Source organism: Spirosoma agri, assembly GCF_010747415.1.
GTDB lineage: Bacteria > Bacteroidota > Bacteroidia > Cytophagales > Spirosomataceae > Spirosoma > Spirosoma agri.
The window spans coordinates 3,771,123-3,786,929 of record NZ_JAAGNZ010000001.1; the positions used below are offsets into that span (position 1 = coordinate 3,771,123).

Genomic DNA, 15,807 nt, shown 5'->3' on the forward strand with positions numbered 1-15,807 from the left:
CTCATTCAGGTTGCTCGTTATGCCGGCTACGGGTTATCTGCTCCCGATTTTTTGCCATAACATCTTTTCGCAGTTCGTCTTCGATATAGGTCTTGTTCAGTTCGTCCTGTATTGATTCAAATTCTTCTTTCAGACCCGCAATTTTTGACTCGAGCACCAATCGTTTTCGTTCAATTTCCCGGTCTTTCCGGCTAACGGCATTTTCCCGCAAAACAATACCGGTCTCTTCCTGGAGTTGCTGCGCTTCGCGCGCGGAACCCGTCAGCACGCCCTCCGGTCCTAAATACACGTCGACCAGTTTCAATCCTTTGTCCGTAATGACAAACTCCCGCACCTGATTGGAATGCTTCATACCGCGAGACTTCATCACATACATACCCCGGTTTCGTTCGCCGTTATTTTCGATATCTCTCACCAGCAACCACGCGTCAACCAACGACGAAACGCCCTCGTCGGTCTGTTCATTCACGATATTGTTGAGCGAAAGCGCCGTGAACATAACCGTAATTTGCTCCGCCTGGAGGAAGTCAATGAGCCGGATCAGCATCGCTTTCACATCACTGACCGAACCGACCGTGATCAGGTTCGTAATCGGGTCCAGAATAACGAGCGATGGCTTAAATTTCCTGATCTCGTTGTGAATCGTGACCAGATGCATTTCCAGGCCATTGAGCGTCGGTCTGGATGCTTGGAATTTCAGCAAGCCATCGTCCATGTGTTTCTTGAGATCGATGCCAATCGAAAGCATGTTGCGAACGATCTGATGCGACGACTCCTCGAACGCAAAAAAGATACACCGTTCCTTTCGCCGGCAGGCTTCATTGGCAAACGTAGCGGCAATACTTGTTTTACCGGTACCGGCAGTACCCGAAACCAGGATACTGCTTCCCCGGAAAAAGCCCTTCCCTTCCAGCATCTTGTCCAGCGACGGAATACCCGACGAAATCCGTTCTGACGACACCGGATGATCCAGCGCCAGGGACGTAACCGGCAGCACCGAAAACCCACTTTCATTGATCAGGAAGGGATATTCGTTCGTACCATGTACGGAACCCCGATACTTGACAATGCGCAGGAGCCGGGTTGAAATCTGATTACTGATCCGATGATCGAGCAAGATAACGCAGTCCGACACGTACTCTTCCAGCCCGTGGCGTGTCAGGGTGCCGTCGCCCCGTTCTCCCGTAATGATAGTCGTCACCTTTTTAGCTTTGAGCCATTCAAAAAGGCGTCGCAGTTCGGCCCGCAGAATTCCCTGATTAGACAACCCGGAGAACAGGTTTTCAATGGTATCGAGCACTACCCGTTTGGCGCCGATGCTATCGATAGCGTAGCCCAACCGGATAAACAGGCCATCCAGATCATATTCGCCGGTCTCCTCGATTTCACTTCGCTCAATACGAACATGGTCCAACTTGATGAGCTTGTCACGCTGGAGTTTGTTCAGGTCGAACCCTAACGAGGCTACGTTCTGGGCCAGTTCATCCGCTTTTTCCTCGAAAGCCATGAAGACCCCCGGCTCATTGAAGTCCATTGCCCCGCGAACGATAAATTCGACGGAGAATAACGTTTTCCCACTGCCAGCGCTACCACAGACGAGTGTTGGCCGACCTTCAGGAAGCCCTCCTCCTGTTATTTCATCCAGGCCCGCAATCCCGCTCAGCGATTTGGGCAACGGTTTCAATTTATCAGATTTATTAGTCAACTCCAGGCTAATTTATGTACAGAAAACGTCTGACACTGAATACGAATCGTGTTGATGAACTGATTCTACTGATTGCTTGCATTCATACCCACCGCTACGAACGAGCAGTAGCTGCCATACTACGGCTAAAGGTACGGAATAGTTGGAGTAACAAGGCATTCTGCCCTGTCAATCTGCTTCCGTGCGACGAAGCCCATATGCACCGGAGATTAGCCATTTCTTGTCAAAGATCGCTTTCTTTATTATACATTATCGCCTTTTCACAAACTAAAAGTTATTATTTTTAATAAATACCGACTTGCACAAGTACATTTAAAAAAAGCCAATTACCTACATCAAATTACCTACGGTAGCGATCGCTCGCGTGATGCCATGATTATTTACAACAGTCGATCACTGACCGACTTTGAGCCTACTCCCCGCGCTGAATCGTATCATCATTCCTACCTCATAACTGATCTGCCTGACCTGAGCCTGGTTCCTGTACGGCTGGTCACAACTGATCCACCCAATGCAAATGGGCCGGGGTCTAATCTTTCTGCTCGTTACCATAACTTTCAATCGCTACAGCCAGTTGATTACCACAGATTGGCCCGTTCGTAAACCTATGTGGATACTCTTCTCATTATTAGCCGCTGTTGCATCGGCCATTGTCGTCACGCTGTCAAAGGCGGGTATCAAGAACGTTGATTCGAGTCTGGCGTTTGCCATTCAGTCCGTATTGATTTTTCTAGTCTCCTGGGGATTCGTCATTGGTCAGGGAAACTTCTCCGATGTCGCCCGCATCGAGCGCCGGGTCTGGATTTATCTCCTAATTGCGGGGGTCGTCACGTGCGTTTCGTCACTGCTGTCATTCCGGGCGCTGAAACTGGGTGATGCCGCCCGCGTTTCATCGCTGGACAAGGTGTCACTGGTATTTTCCATCCTGCTGGCCGTCGTTTTTCTGAAAGAGAAGATAAACTGGCAGGTTATTGCCGGAGCGACTCTTATGGCTATTGGCGCAGTCGTCATTGCCCTGGCCCGCAAGTAGTAATTCCCCCGAGTATAGTACTGGTTATCAATTTATTCCGATACGATCTCAACGAAAACCGACAGTCAACTCGGGCCATCGTGTCGATCTTTGTGGGCAAACTAAACCTCCCTGCCCATGCCTCACCCCGACCATCGACTCTTATTGATTACGGCTTATGCAGCCTTTAACGCCCGCGCGATTGATGAAACCCTGGCGACAATGCACCCGGAAGTAGACTGGCCTGCCAGCTGGGAAGGCGGCCGGGTGACCGGTCACGAAGCGATACGAACCTATTGGCTACGGCAGTGGGAGCAGCTGAACCCGCGGGTAGAGCCCCTCCACATTGTGGTCGATCAGGAAGGACAAGTGATTGTCGATATCCATCAGGTCGTCCACGATAAAACGGGCGTTTTACTGGTGGATGAGCAGATTCAGCATGTCTATCAGCTAGACGATGGGTTGATCAGGCGAATGGACATCCGTCGTCAGTAGTGACAGCGACGCATCACAGACTGAAGCAATCCCGTTCATACCGGATTGTCGGCAACCTGTTTCCAATTCCCGATACGTTTTCCGGCACCCAGATGTGTCCGCTACGTTGTCCGCAAGTGAACAGCGATTGTCCAGATGCGGACAGTATTGATGGTTGGCACGATAAACAACTAACTGACAATCAGCGAAACTAGTTATTGGCACACACTTTGGATAGTAGTGATCAACGGTAAATAACCATACACAAAATCACTAAACGCAACGACTACCATGTTACTACCCCTAATGAGCAAACTGGCTGTTTCGATCCTGATGAGCGCTGTCACCCTGACCAATCCAACCACGCCAAAATCATTGTCATTCGACGCGAGCGCCTATATCACAAATACCAATCAAATCCGGATAGCCGTCAGCAAAACAACCGGCGTACCCGTTGTCGTACTGCTGCGTGACGCCCAGCATCTTGTCGTTTTTCAACAGAACATCAGTAAAAAAGACGTTACGTATGCTGCCAAGTTAAATGTCGATGCACTGGCTGACGGGCAGTATGAACTGGAAGTTAAATCGGACGAAGGTAGCATCAAGAAGCAATTGAACCTGTCTACGCAGCCTGTCCAGCAAACAAGCCGTGTCGTGGCCATGAATTGATACGCACTCACCGACACCTGCACTACCCGAGAAGCCCGACACCCGTTGGGCTTCTTCGGTTTATGGCGATCATGTTGCGTGTAAAATAAGCCCTGAGGTCAAGGCAAGGATAGACACTAATCGGTAGGTGGCTGGCTCATCATCGTATCCGCTACCGATTGAATGGCGGGCAGCTCGGCTTCGACCGTGTACAGGTACTGGTGAACAACAGCTGCCACTTCGCTCACAGGCACTTTAGCCGGTAGTAGGCTTTCTAGGGCCTTGATCTGTAGAACCGCTTCGTCGAGCCCAAACATTTTAATGGCTACTTTCTGCGCGTGAATGATCCGGCCTATTGTCGGCAAATCAGTACTGGCCAGCGCCTGCCGAATCTGTGCCAGCTGGAGTGGGGTCTGCTCCAAAAACACCTCCAGCAGTTCCAGCGCGAACGATACATCACCATCCACCGCCTTCATCAGCGGTTCCATCGAAAAGGCACTCGACGGGGCTGAACACGCAGGAGCGGGTTCGGGCTGCTCATCCGGCAATGGCGCGCTTGCTATGTATTTGCGCAGCAGTTGTTGTAATTCGCTGGGCTGAAAGGGTTTGGACAGGAAGTCATTCATACCAGCCTGTAGGCACTGCTCCCGTTCGCTGGCCAACGCATGGGCCGTCATGGCAATGATCGGAACCTGACTATGGAGAACCGTTCGGATGTGTCGGGTAGCCGCGTACCCGTCCATGATGGGCATCTGAATGTCCATCAGTACCAGATCATACGTATTCGTTTCCAGGTATTCGATCGCCTGCTGCCCGTTTTCGGCAATGTGGGCCGTATGTCCCAATCGATTCAGTACCCCAAGCGCCAGCTTCTGGTTCATCAGGTTATCTTCGGCCACCAAAACACGCAGCGCCCGCCCCTCGGCTCCCCAGGTCATTACTCTGGTGACAAGCGATTGATCCGCCGTGTTTTTGGCAATTCGATAGGGAATCTCGACGGTGAAGCAGGAACCTTCGCCGGGAACACTCGTCACGTTGGCCGACCCGCCCTGTAGCTGGGCTAGTGATTTGACAATACTCAAGCCTAATCCGGTGCCGCCATACTGTCGGGTGGTGGAATCGTTGGCCTGCCGGAAGCGTTCAAAAATATGCGGTAATACATCCGCAGCCATACCAATGCCCGTATCCTGCACGATAAACCGAACCCGTACCGAATCAGCGGTTTCCTTACTTTTTTCAACCCGTACTTGCACGCTGCCCTGCTTGGTAAACTTGATCGCGTTGCTCATCAGGTTCAATAAAATCTGCGTCAGTCGAGTCGGATCGCCCAGCAGTACAGGCGGTATCGTGGGATCTACCTCGGCCGTCAGCGCAATTTTTTTGTCGCTGGCGGCTGCATGGAGCATCGTTCGTATGGAATCGACCAGCGACGGAATGCTGAAGGGAATCGTTTCCAGCGGCATCATCCCCGACTCAATTTTAGCGATGTCAAGAATGTCGTTCACGATTGTCAGCAGGTTTTTGCCTGCCGTTCCAATATACCCGTTGAATTCTTTCTGTTCCGGCGTTAAGGCCGTTGTTTCGAGCAGGTTGGAAAAGCCCAGAACGGCATTTAGCGGTGTCCGTATTTCGTGGCTCATATTTGCCAGGAACTGTTTTTCGGTCAGCCGGGCTTCATTGAGTGCGAAATCGAAGCGAAACAGCAAAACCAGCGACTGCAAAAAGAAGAAACCGATATACCCGAAAAATAAAGCGGTCTTGACGGGGGTAGCCAGGCCGAAATACTGACCCAGAATCAGACTGAAAACAACCAGCAGCAAGCCGGTACTCATCAGCGTATACCGGGCACCGGGTCGTTTGCGACGCACGGCTATCCAGTACACGTATAGAGCATAGCCGATATACGTGACCATCAATACCAGAAAAGGGTCCATCAGCCGGGTAAACCACACCGTTGGCAACACCACAACCGTTGCCGCGAACGCCAGACATACCCAAACCATAGCGGTGGTCACGCGTTTGTCGGTGTCTTTGGGATATAGATACTGGGTGTAAATGACAAAGACTGCAATGGCCAGATACAACGAGCTATATTCGAGCCGGATGGTCAGTACCCAGGGAAGGCTGGGCATCAACGAGTGCAGTACATACTGGTCCGTACCAATGATCCGGTAACTATAAAGCAGACAAAACAAGCCAAAATAGAGCATGGGCCGATCGGTTCGGCTAAACCCAAATAAACCCAGAAAGAACATTCCGGTCATGAATATACAGCCGGTCAGCAGCAGATCCAGCGCCCAGTCCGTGGCCAGATCAACTTCCATTCGTTTGACCTCCCCAATGCGTATGGCTTTTGCCGAACCTCCTTTGGCATGCTGGAAATTAGCAATCTGTAACAAGAGTTGAAGGGTGTCGCCCGAGGTCGGCAAACGAATCAATTGAGTTGACCAGTAAGGGATTGTGGCCGCTGGCGTAGCTGCGGGATTCCCATCATGCGCCAGTTCCTCGCCATTGACGAACAGTCGGTAGGCGGTATACTGATCGGGTATTTCCAGCATGAGCGGAGCCGACCGGGGTGGCAGTAGAATCGTGAGCGCGTACGTGGCAAAACCCTGACTGGAAAGACCTGATTTTTGCCCAGTAACGGACGACCAAAGGTGCGGAAATGTCGTGTAATCTACCGGCAACGCTGGCTCACCGGGCGTTCGTAACTGCTTCCAATATACGTTCCATTCGCCGGTCAGGTCCACCTCCTGTTGTGCAAAATTTACGTGTCGAAGGTCAAGGACGCCCTTTTTTGCAACAGGTGGTAGCTGTCCCCCAGCTTGCGCCGGTAAAAGGTTTACCAGAAACAGCGTTAACGCAAGTGATACCAGTATAATCGCCTGTACAGACAGCAAGGGCTTCGATTTGTTCGTAGCATACGGCATCGTCGCTACGACTTGTTCTCTCTGGTCGTAGTCGCTCTGCTTACTAAGTAGACAATAACATCGATTAAATAAGCTGTCCTGCATTTGTAATTTTTCCACGATTACATAAACAAATCGTATATTTCTCAGGCATTTGAATGCCATGGCTACTTTGTCATAAAACTAGACATTTGTTTTTACAATTATAGTTACCGTTAAGTTAATTATATAAATTTATCAACAGAAACAGTACTTTTCTATCCAACTTGTACACACCATCCAACAACAAAAATACTCAGATAGTTTTCTGAGTATTTTTACTTATTTAGAAAAAGATGACCAGGCTCGTCACTGCGGGCGCAGTATCAGGTTAAGCGGCCTCCTGATTTTCACTCCCGATTGGCTCGAAAACCATTTTAGGAAAGATAAACTGGGGCCATTCTTCATAACGAGCCAGAAATAGCTCAACTAGCAGCGCATTCTTTCCACTGTCGGCGGGGTCCGTTATTTGCTGCATGTGAGGAATATGGGCCACATTGTATTTGGGCCAGGTCGCTGGATCGTCGTCCGTATTACCTATACGAACCGATTGACCATAACTGCATTTGGGTGGCTCGTCAATCGGAATATCAGGGTGAATTTGTTTGGTTGTGTGTCGGTCAGGGCCGTCATAACACAGGAAGCGAAGGTAGTATTGCATAACAGTCAATTTGTTGTTTACTGCCTACAAAAATAAGAATTTACTGTATTTTACTTGTACGATATAACAAATAAATAGCATAAAGTTTCAGCGGGTAGGCAGTCGTCGAGCGAACGATGATGAGATGAATCGAGACAGGTTACGTAACTTTGTCTGCACCACTCTTATCGATCAATCGTTGAGCCCGGTGCACACCCGTTTCCAATAACCAGACTAGCTATAAACCACGGTAATGATAAAGATTTCTATGACGCTGATGCCCAGCGATAAGCCCTATGATGTGATAGCTGACTACGCCAGACAGGCTATTATAGACGGGTTCCGGGAAAACCTGACGGCTGACCTTGCCCCATTTAAAGAAGAGATCGAATCGTACGGCGGGGAAGTTGAACTCATCCTACAGGAGGATTTGAAAGACGCGACCATTACCTACCACAACCTTCCCGATGAGCTGATCAGCAGGATCAACACATCCCTTGAGCAAGAATAGCCTGCTCTACAGGTATGTGTTTACGCGGGATGGTGTTCAATACGCCGTGTCGGAGAGATCGATCATATTGGCCATCATTCTGCGAGAACATTCTTACAATCAGCCTAATCCAGTAAAGTAAATTTTACAGTTCAGTGTTATCGTAATAAAAATCGTAACCTAATTTGTCATTTCCTGTTAATAGAGGAAACCCATTGTTTTCTCCGATGGCCAAACATACGAAAACGGTCCTTCCAGCAAGCGACGAACACGACACACAGCCCACTCACGCCCAGGAGGTATTTGCTCTTGAGAACGTGACACAACTACGGGAAGCCGTTGAACAGGCGGTTTACGGAACCGTTGACGAAACGAAACACAATGATCCTGAGCGGGTTCATACCGTTGAGGGATTAACAACGCTGGGTCAGATGGGACTTTTGACAGAGACCGATCTCGACGAAGCGAAGAAAGGTTATTTATAATATGTACGTTGTGAACACGCTGGCCAGTGCGTCAGTGAGTTCCGTAGTTCACGCTGCAAATGCCCACAGTCTCAGTCAGAGCTGTGGGCATTTGCTTTCACGTTCATCGTAGGCAAATCATGCTCCTGAGTCAGTAACGTGGTGATTTAGCGCTAAATCACCACGTTACTGACTCAGGAGTAAACGGGCACCACTCATCCACATCACGGACACGGCAGCATCGTAAACAAGACGGCGAGCCGTGGCCTGATAATTCTGCGGTATGATTACAGCGTGCTTCAGATGTACAGTGTCTGTAGTGATTGGCACCCGACCACAGGACCATATGTTTGGATCAAACCAGGTACCGCTTTTCAGGGTGTACATCTGTGTACATGCTGCCTTTGTCTGGAAACTATACGAATTTGTAAAGGCTGAACTTTCTGAAGGCGAACACAGCGATCTTACCTGCCACTCGTATTGGGTTGAACCGGTCAGTCCATCCAGCGTATAGTTTCCTGATCCGCTGGACATTGTCAGGCTACTTACAGTTGTCCAGTCAGCAGTCCCAGCAACCCGGTAACGCAGTTCGAGCCGAGTATCAGCAGCGGCCCCGCTCAAATACCAACTGAGTATGGCTGAACTTTCGGTAGCCCCATACATAGCTGCATTGGGGCTGCTGCACTGGAGCGTCGAGAAACCCGCTATCGTCGAGAAATCCGAATACTGCCCATCGGTACAACTCGTACGAACCTGCCACTCGTAGCCCGTACTGCTCGACAACCCGGTGAGTGATGTCGTTCGATCCGGCAGGTTTCCCAGCAAGGTCCATTCGGTAGTGCCTGTCCGCCGGTAGCGCAGATCGTAGGTCACATTTACGCCCATTGGGTTCCAGGCGAGCTGAGCGCCCGTAAACGTGGTCGAATAGACACTGAGCCAATCCGGGATTCGGCATTGTGTCGTAAAATTCGGCCCGGTTGTGAAGGCCGAGCGTTCGGTGGATGAACAGACCGTGCTAACCTGCCATTCGAACGTCGTATTGTTGGGCAGGTTCGTTACGTTAAAATTACCCGCCGAGGTAGTAGCCGTCAGATTACTGACCGTAGTTGTCCACTCGGATGAACCCAGGGGGCGGTAGCGGATTTCGTACGTCGTACCCGCTTCGTTTTCTACGTACCAGAAGAACTGGGCCGACGACGACGTCACGTAGGAGACATAGGCATTATACGACAGTACGGGATTACACCGGGTGGTGAAGGTCGCCGTTGTCGAGTACTCCGACTGCGCGTTCGCGGAACACGCCTGGCGGACTCGCCATTCGTAGGCCACATTGGTCGAAAGGCCCGTCAGGACGTAATTCGTATTACTTAAATTGCTGACAGAATTCCAGTCTCCACTGCCTGCGACCCGGTATTGCAACTCGAAGGTACGACCCATTTCAGTACTACCGCTGGTGTACCAGGATAAACGGGCTCCTGTGGCTGTTATCGCGTTGTACAAGCCCTGGGGAATAGCGCATACCGTCGTAAAATAACTGGACGTCGAAAAGTCGGACTGTTGCCCACCCGGACAAATACTTCTCACCTGCCACTCATACGGTGTATTATTACTCAAACCCGCCAGTGAATAGCCCGTTGTCGTCAGATTATTCACCACCGTCCAGTCAGCACTTCCTACTACCCGATACCGTAGTTCGGTCGTTCGGCCTGTTTCGTAATAATTGATTGACCAGTACAGGTAAGCCCATGAGGACGCCACCGTAGAGGCCTGTAATGAAGTAGGCGTCTGACAGGATAAGGTCGAAAAGGTTTGGAGGGGTGTAAAGTCGCTACTCACCGTCGGCGAACAAACCCCTTGTATCTGCCATTCGTAGGTAGTTGATGGCTGTAGATCTGTCAGCGAATAGAAACTCGTCGTTGCGGGCAGGTTCCTGACTGTCCAGTCAGCACTACCAACGACCCGCCAGCGCAGATTATAGGTTTGGCCGGATACTGAATTGCTCCAGGAGAGGGAAGCCGACACCCGGGCCGGATACGAATACGGATATGTAGGAGCCTGACAGGGAATGGTAAAACTGACCGGACCCGCATACTGACCACTGCCCACCGTTCTGACCCGCCACTCGTAAGTGGTGTTGGTAGCTAGTCCGTAGAGATAAGTTGTGTTTGTTGTCAGACCCGATAGCGTGGTCCAGGCAGGGCTATCGACGGCACGCCATTCCACGTCATAGGTAGCCCCTGCGCCAGCAGCAGGCCAGTTCAACTGGGCAGTGGTCCCGGTGACGGCGGTCGATAAGCCCGTGAGCGTTACGTCGATGGTTGTGCTCAGCCCCCCCGTCGTTGCATTCGAAGGGCGAATACGGTAATAGTACCGGTTTGGCGAGGTCGCCCGACTATCGGTGAACGCCGTTGCATTAGGCTCTACCCCCCCAATGGGCAAAAAACCCGTAGTGGGCGACGTGGAGCGCTCGATGAAATAGCCCATCTCGTTGGAGGCATTATCCTGCCAGGTCAGGGTCACCAAAGCGCCGTTCGTGCTAAGGCGCAGATTGCTCGGGGCAGCCACATCGGTCGGTGGTGCATCGAGCGAATAGGCCGTATGGGTCTGACGCAACGCCAGGGCGGCCTGCATCCGATCGTGCTGGCCAGGCGTAAAATCGTGCGTACACGGAAAGTAGTACGACATAATGTTGGAGACCGAAGGCGAGTAAGGCTGCCCGTTGGCATCGCGGGCGGTGCTGTTCGGATCGTACTGGGGACAACCCGTGATCGAAGTCAGGTTAGCACCAGTCATGTTGTAGGGGTCGGCGGGCGTATCGCAGATCAGGTCTCCATCCGTTGCGCAGTTGGCCCCGGCTCCCCGCGTCACCAGTTCGGTCGTTACACCACTACCCAGTGATCCATTGCCTGAATTCTGACCGAAGGTATGGATAAGGTTGAAGGTATGCCCTAGTTCATGCGGAATCAGCCGGTTGCCCAAGTCATCCAGCGACTGAAAATTTCCGGTTAAAATAAAGGAACGGGTGGAGTAAATCCCGTCTCCGGGGTAGTAGGCATAGCCACCCAGCCCCGGAGTTGTAAACTGATTCACGTAGTATTGATTCAGCGCATTCGTCGCATCCCGACCATCGACCGACTGGTTTCCGAAGCCGGCATACATATCGTCGTCGTCAATGTAATCGGGCGTTGTTCCTGCGAAGTAAAACTGAATACCGTAGCCGTTTAACAGGTAGTAGCTGTTGGTGATAGCGATTGCCTGATTCATGTTGGCGAGCGGAAAGCCTCCGGAGCCGTTACTTTGCCGAATGATGTGCGGTCGAATGGGTATGTAGGTGATGGCATTGAAGGCGGCTCCCGAGGCCCGTTTGCGTTCCAGGGCCAGGTTTCCCTGTTGCACCAGTGCCCGTATCTGTTGGGGTGTAAGGTCCACTGTTCCACATTGAGGCAGCGGAACAGGAGACTTTTGAGCCAGTAATGGAGTACTACAGATGAGTAAGAGCAGCCAGATGCGAGTAGCGGCAATGATTCGGTTCATTGGTTCGGGTAGAAATGCAGATAGGTGTGCTGGTCCGACGCGGTCCAGTCGAGAAAGTAGCGAAAATACTAGCTGCTTCACACCCGTCACTTACCGCTTAAAAAATAACGGGGCAACCCATACTCAAGTCCCTAAAAGTCAGTTTATTAACAGGATATCAGGCAACAACCTACTACAAAATTCATCAAGTCAGATTCGCTTCGTTTGTCTACGCTACCTATCTAAATCAGGTGTCTGCCTGAACTCGCCACCTATAGCGAACGGAATCGATATAATGCCTCCCTCTACGCCAATTACCGTCTCTCAGGTACATGCCCTATTGCGGATCGGCGAGAAAAGTAGCTGGCTATCGCAGCAAAACGACAGATCCTACCAAACGCTTTTTGGGCGTATCGTAGGTGATGACGTAGCCATAAACACCCATGGGTAAACCCTGCCCGTCAAACGGTCTGTCGTAGCCGGTTGACTGAAAAACTACTAGTCCCCAGCGATTGAGAATCGTAACCTCCACATCCTTGAATTGGGTCAGGTTACGCAGTGCCCAGACATCGTTCTGTCCGTCTCCGTTGGGCGTAAACGCATCCGGCACATACAATTGAGTTACGACAACGACCCGTACACTGTCCTGCGCCGTGCAGCCGAACGAATCCTGTACAACCAGTCGATACAAAGTTGTTTGGTCCGGCGAAGCCATCGGACTAGCCACGGAAGACATATTCAGACCAGCCGACGGACTCCAGCTATACTGGTAGGTTGGGCTCGCGGGTCCCGGTAAGGTAACCGATCCACCCGGCTGAATCACTAACTCGTCTGGCAGGTTTACGGTTGGGCCTGCCCTGACAACAATCATTCGGTTGGTCGTGCCGCTCTGACAGGTTGTGGCACCCGTAACGGTATAAACAACGTCGTGTGCGCCAACCCCAGCCAGCGCGGGTGAAAACTGCGATCCAACAATACCATTACCGCTGAAAACCCCTCCGGCAGGCGTTCCCGCAAGCGTTACGGGCGTACTTGCAGTGCCACAAAAAGGTGGGATCGAGTCGATGAGAACGTTGACTTTGTCAATTTCAGTCAATAACCAATTGGCCGACGTCGCGGAACACTGATTCGGGTCAGTCACCTTCACCTGATAGTTACCACCACTTTTCGCGTCTACATTGACACCGGTTGCGCCGGGTATCGTCACCCCATTGAGTAGCCAGATATAGGTCAGCGATGTGCCACTGGCGTTAGCGGCTAATGGAACGGTCGCATTGCGGCAAAGCTGGACTGGACCCGTGATGGTAACCGTGGGTGGACTGGTTACGGATACGGATTTAGGCGCTGAAATAGCGGTACAGGAACTCGCAGCCTTAACGATGACCGTATAAACGCCAGCTTCTGAAGCGTCGTAGGCAACGGACACGGCCCCACTCACGGGCGACCCATTCCGTATCCATTGATAGGACAAATTACTGCCGGTATTCGCCTGCAACCGGAGACGGCCACCGGAACAAATCGTATTTTCGGCTGTCAGAATGGATGCATCGGGAGGAGCGTTCGTCGTTACCGGTACTGGTGTTGATCGGCCCGTACATCCATTGCCATCGGTAACGGTGACGACGTAACTACCCGCTCTATTGGTTTCGTAAACTGCCGAGGTAGCCCCGGTTATAGTCGTTGTGTCGCGTTGCCATCGAAACGTTGCCCCAACAGCCGACGAGGCTGCCGTGAGGGTTAGCGCACCGCCCTGACACAACGATCCTGATAAGCTGCCGACGATCAGATTAACGGTTGGGCTGGGGCTAACCGTTACGGAAACGGGGCTGGCACTTGCCGATTTCGGGCACGACAACTCACTGGTGACCACCACCGTATAACGACCACCCTGCCGGGAAACCAGTACGGAATCGGTAGCACCGTTGACTGGCTTGTCATTCAGATACCATTGGTAATTCACGTTTTTCAACGGCGTTTTTGCCGTAAGCTGAACCGATCCGTTTTCGCATATCGTGCCTGTGACGGGTTCACTGGGTTTGCCCACAGCTGACAAGACAACGGTGGGGGGTGTTGCTGCCGGGCACTCCTTCACCTGGAGCATTAATTCGCGACGCAACTCAAACCCTTTGAACGTACCCTGAAAGAGTTCAGCTTTAACACCATACCGGAACGTACCAACTTTTGTCGGAGTCCCGGTAATGATACCGGACTGGTCGATTTGCAACGGGGCGGCACTCTCCATGAACCTGTTCGCCCCGTATCCAGTGGCCCAGCTAACATCCTTAACGGGCGTGCTGGCATCGCCCGTTGACGGCGTCACCAGCGAATAACGTACATTATTCAGATTGGTACTGGCCGTTACGTAACTGTTGAGCTGTACGGGCTGATTCACACAGGTCTCAATGCGGGCAGGCAACCCGAAAACACTGCCAAACGTGCTTCTCGACGATGTTAGGTTATACCGTGTTCGGTCGCCCAGTTCCATGTAAAAAACAACGGGACCGGTTCCTGCCACATTATCGCTCACCTCACGGCAGCATACAGGTTCGGTCGTGACGTAATACCCATCCGGATCATTGTATACGGATGCCAGAAAGTTAATTGAGCCAAAGTACAGCACGTTCTGAATTTTCGACTCATCACCATCACAAGCACCTGGCAGGGGCGTAAACTGGCCATCCTGAATAGAACCCCTACCCATCGACACCGTTGTCACCAATTTATTGTCCCGTTTTTGGTATACATAGGCTTTTATGGAAGAAGGAAATTTGGTAGGGGAAGCCGTATTGGTCAGGTAAACAGCCTTTAAGAAAACATAGGATTGCGTTTCGGCACCTGCATTATAATCTTCCAGTTGCCCACCCAGTATGGGCACTAATCCCCCGCTACCGCACTGGTTCACACTAATGGTTGTGACACCCGAACCAATAGAACCTGAACAGTTTCCGGTCTGGGTGAGCGTTACGGCATACGCTCCCGCCTGACTGACAGTCAGTGTAGATCCGGTAGCGCCGGCAATATCCGCCCCGTCCCGTTTCCATTGGTACGAAACACCCGTTGCCCCCGTAAGAGCGTTTAATTGTACACGCTCTCCCTGACAGAATGATGCACTGGCTTGCCCGTTTGGCAAACCAACCGGAGAGACTTTGATACCAGGAGTCACCAATGTCGGGCAGTTTTGAGCGATGGCTGCCAACCCACTAAAAAGCCCCAGAAAAAACAGATAAACATACGTCATTCAATCCGTGCTTTTGTCGCTCCTGACACCAAACGACGTTATAATACTTATTTATAATCAGGCAGTTACTCAAAACGGCAATAGCGTCAACTGAGCCTTGTAAATCTATTTCTTCTTACCATATAGTCGCAGTGCTGACAGACTCCGACTTGCCGTGATCTGAACGCGATACTATTATTATTTTTCACCAAAAAGTAACATTTGTATTATTTATCACTAACGATAGTTATTTACTCTCTATAAGCAGGCTAGCGAAGATAGTTAATCTATCTACTTGGTAAACAGAGCATACATTACTAAATTTTTACTTAAACCTATATAGCAGGTAGCTCCATATCGTGAGGCTTTATCGTCGTTAAGAATGGCAGTTATCGTCTCATTACAATGAGCAGCCGCTGTACAGACCAGAATAATTATGGTTATTTAATGATAAAATGATAGTTTTTTCCCTTTTATAGGTTAGTAAAACTACTCACAAATTACATTTCTACTTATTTTGTTTTTTAAAGTAGGGTTCGGCCTAATTGATACATTGATTTTTACCAAGTTATGGTATTTTTGACAGCTTTATTCTACTTACTTTCCGGATTTACTATCCATTCCATGACTGTACGTACATTGTGTTTATTCGTTTGGCTTTGGCTTGCCGTTATTTTCTCAGGTTATGGTCAACAAGTA

General features: G+C 50.7%; 11 protein-coding genes. 6 read left to right on the forward strand and 5 right to left on the reverse strand.

The features are described from left to right. Window position 1: 1 nt before the first annotated feature. On the reverse strand, window positions 2–1,705 hold the full coding sequence (gene kaiC, locus GK091_RS15810; RefSeq protein ID WP_246202237.1) for a circadian clock protein KaiC: 1,704 nt from the start codon (window positions 1,703–1,705) through the stop codon (window positions 2–4). Window positions 1,706–2,077: 372 nt separating this feature from the next. Here kaiC and GK091_RS15815 point away from each other — a divergent pair, with 372 nt between their 5' ends. The 4 genes from GK091_RS15815 to GK091_RS15830 all read left to right on the forward strand — a co-directional run bounded on the left by GK091_RS15815 (window position 2,078) and on the right by GK091_RS15830 (window position 3,857). Then, window positions 2,078–2,308 carry a hypothetical protein gene (locus GK091_RS15815; RefSeq protein ID WP_164040122.1) on the forward strand — a complete coding sequence of 77 codons (231 nt, stop codon included), beginning with the start codon at window positions 2,078–2,080 and terminating at the stop codon, window positions 2,306–2,308. 4 nt (window positions 2,309–2,312) lie between these two features. Further along, a complete protein-coding gene (locus tag GK091_RS15820) occupies window positions 2,313–2,735 on the forward strand; it encodes an EamA family transporter (RefSeq protein WP_164040124.1) in 423 nt (140 codons plus the stop codon). A gap of 117 nt (window positions 2,736–2,852) precedes the next feature. Further along, entirely contained in the window at window positions 2,853–3,209 is a 357-nt protein-coding gene (locus tag GK091_RS15825) for a nuclear transport factor 2 family protein (protein ID WP_164040126.1), read from the forward strand. Window positions 3,210–3,479: 270 nt separating this feature from the next. Further along, a complete protein-coding gene (locus GK091_RS15830) occupies window positions 3,480–3,857 on the forward strand; it encodes a hypothetical protein (protein ID WP_246202238.1) in 378 nt (125 codons plus the stop codon). A 116-nt stretch (window positions 3,858–3,973) separates the two neighbouring features. Here GK091_RS15830 and GK091_RS15835 read toward each other — a convergent pair whose 3' ends face one another. Continuing rightward, entirely contained in the window at window positions 3,974–6,766 is a 2,793-nt protein-coding gene (locus GK091_RS15835; RefSeq protein WP_164040128.1) for an ATP-binding protein, read from the reverse strand. Window positions 6,767–7,115: 349 nt separating this feature from the next. Then, on the reverse strand, window positions 7,116–7,445 hold the full coding sequence (locus tag GK091_RS15840) for a hypothetical protein (RefSeq protein ID WP_164040130.1): 330 nt from the start codon (window positions 7,443–7,445) through the stop codon (window positions 7,116–7,118). A gap of 232 nt (window positions 7,446–7,677) precedes the next feature. On the opposite strand from GK091_RS15840, the gene GK091_RS15845 reads away from it, so the two are divergent. Together GK091_RS15845 and GK091_RS15850 are read left to right on the forward strand one after the other, a co-directional pair. Beyond that, complete coding sequence (locus GK091_RS15845) at window positions 7,678–7,935, forward strand: hypothetical protein (protein WP_164040133.1); 258 nt, start codon at window positions 7,678–7,680, stop codon at window positions 7,933–7,935. A gap of 206 nt (window positions 7,936–8,141) precedes the next feature. Continuing rightward, window positions 8,142–8,399 carry a hypothetical protein gene (locus tag GK091_RS15850; protein ID WP_164040136.1) on the forward strand — a complete coding sequence of 86 codons (258 nt, stop codon included), beginning with the start codon at window positions 8,142–8,144 and terminating at the stop codon, window positions 8,397–8,399. A gap of 165 nt (window positions 8,400–8,564) precedes the next feature. Here GK091_RS15850 and GK091_RS15855 read toward each other — a convergent pair whose 3' ends face one another. Both GK091_RS15855 and GK091_RS15860 read right to left on the reverse strand, forming a co-directional pair. Next, window positions 8,565–11,912 (reverse strand): M43 family zinc metalloprotease, encoded by a 3,348-nt coding sequence (locus GK091_RS15855; protein ID WP_164040138.1) that lies wholly within the window; start codon window positions 11,910–11,912, stop codon window positions 8,565–8,567. A gap of 346 nt (window positions 11,913–12,258) precedes the next feature. Then, the gene (locus tag GK091_RS15860) at window positions 12,259–15,129 is read right to left on the reverse strand and encodes a gliding motility-associated C-terminal domain-containing protein (protein ID WP_164040141.1); all 2,871 of its coding nucleotides are present in this window, start codon (window positions 15,127–15,129) and stop codon (window positions 12,259–12,261) included. Window positions 15,130–15,807 lie beyond the last annotated feature (678 nt).